At 47.8% G+C, this 1,800-nt stretch carries 2 protein-coding genes; both read left to right on the top strand.

The features are described 5' to 3' along the window. The first annotated feature begins 96 nt into the window (after nucleotides 1-96). On the top strand, nucleotides 97-315 hold the full coding sequence (locus tag ACRDDY_RS14685; protein WP_438565690.1) for a hypothetical protein: 219 nt from the start codon (nucleotides 97-99) through the stop codon (nucleotides 313-315). 932 nt (nucleotides 316-1,247) lie between these two features. Continuing rightward, a complete protein-coding gene (locus ACRDDY_RS14690) occupies nucleotides 1,248-1,688 on the top strand; it encodes an ArsR/SmtB family transcription factor (protein ID WP_265846417.1) in 441 nt (146 codons plus the stop codon). The last annotated feature ends 112 nt before the right edge of the window (nucleotides 1,689-1,800 follow it).

Below are 1,800 nucleotides of genomic sequence, written 5' to 3' on the forward strand. Positions count from 1 at the left end.
GTCATTGATGGGGGTCTTAGTCGCTAACTGGTATTCGCCCTGCAAAGCTGCCCCACAGCCTTACAGGGCTATCACAAACATAATGGAGATATGTTTATGACTGGCACCAATGTTACTTTAAAAATCGTTGACCCTGTAATTCCTGCTGAGCTTCAGAACCTGAGAGACCTCGAAAAATGCGTTGAGGCCATTTCAGAGCTCGCCAGCGCAACCGAAGGCTCTCAGCTTCACAGCCTTCTAGTTATCCTGTCTGAGCGCCTTACAGGCTCATTTGAGCGCGTTTACGTTGATTCAGTGCAGCACCTTGATTCCTAACTGACGCGCTTCGCTTGTCCAATCCCTGACCGGTCAGCAATTAAAATTGCTACCCGCTCAGGGATTTTTTTATATAAGCCTTTGATTTTCATGTGAATTCTCAACTTTATATAACTGAAATTATATATCGTTGATGTATAACGACTTTTTGATTCCGGTCTACGGAAATCAAATGGCGGTTATACAAAACATATCCTGTCCCTGGCTTGTCCCTGGCTTGTTGGGCTCTTTATGATGCCCAGCGCAGCAGGGCATGAGAGGCGGCGAGATCATCTATCCCGTGCTCACTGCTTTACCGCCCGCCGTGCACAGCTTTCGGGCAGCGCGTGCGCGAAACCTCCCCACACTGCCGAGCGCTTTTTTTAAGGTGCCCAAGCGATGCGCTTTTGATTGGGTTTCCGCCGTTCGTTCGACGTCATGGATTCCGAAACCATCCATCAGCCCACTTTGCTGCCATTTCGGACAAAAGTGGCTGACGGCAGCTTTTCGGGAGGGGCCCCGCTCCGTCGGGGAGGGTTCCTGAAAAATGCAGGAGGCCAGCTTTTGCAACGAGCTTTTTTTTGCAAACTGGACTGGCGGGAGGAAGTTCGGGGTTCTGTGACACCCGAACTTTGGCACGAAAAACCATACTAAAGTTCACCCCTTCCGGATGAACATCACGTTTTTAGCCCAGCCGGAAAAGCTCGTTACATTGTAATTTTCAGGGGCGTTTAACGGCCTGATAGTTGTGAGCCAGCGAACAAAATCAGGCCGAAAACAGCCCTTGGTATAGTTACCAAAACTACTTCCCCCGACTTCTGTGAACTCGGTTCAAGAACGGAGAGTAATAAGATACAGAAGGGGATCTAGGCAGGACAAGGGCTAGACGGAAGGATTGTTATCTTATAGGATAACATGAGTATCATATATGATAACAATATCTGGGGGTATGGATGACCGGAAAGCGAATTTCGCAGGTTGATTTATCGACCGGTGAAGTGGTTGGTAGCTTTGTTGCTGTCATCAGACCAAAGCAAAAGAGTAGCTTTGAGAGGCATTTTACAATGAACCAAGACGCTCTAATGATTCTCGCAAAGAACCTTAAAGGCGAGGAGCTTCGCGTTCTCATGGTGCTTCTGAGTGAGCTTGATTACGAGAACTACATACAGGTTCCGCAAATGGATATTGTCGAGAAGCTTGGGATGCAGAGATCAAACGTTAGTCGCTCAATCAAAGTCCTTCTCGATATCGGAGTTATTTTGCTGGGCCCAAAAATCGGGCGCAGTTACTCATACAGGCTTAATCCGCAGTTTGGTTGGAAAGGCACTGTAACCAATCACCGGAAAGCGCTTAAAAACGGCCTATGCGTCATTGATGGGGGTCTTAGTCGCTAACTGGTATTCGCCCTGCAAAGCTGCCCCACAGCCTTACAGGGCTATCACAAACATAATGGAGATATGTTTATGACTGGCACCAATGTTACTTTAAAAATCGTTGACCCTGTAA

This window comes from Clostridium sp. (genome assembly GCF_051656525.1).
Classification (GTDB): domain Bacteria; phylum Bacillota; class Clostridia; order Clostridiales; family Clostridiaceae; genus Clostridium.

Bases quoted from the DNA above. Each gene is read 5' to 3' on its own strand.
- ACRDDY_RS14685 (WP_438565690.1), top strand. From the start codon at position 97: ATGACTGGCACCAATGTTACTTTAAAAATCGTTGACCCTGTAATTCCT.
- ACRDDY_RS14690 (WP_265846417.1), top strand. From the start codon at position 1,248: ATGACCGGAAAGCGAATTTCGCAGGTTGATTTATCGACCGGTGAAGTG.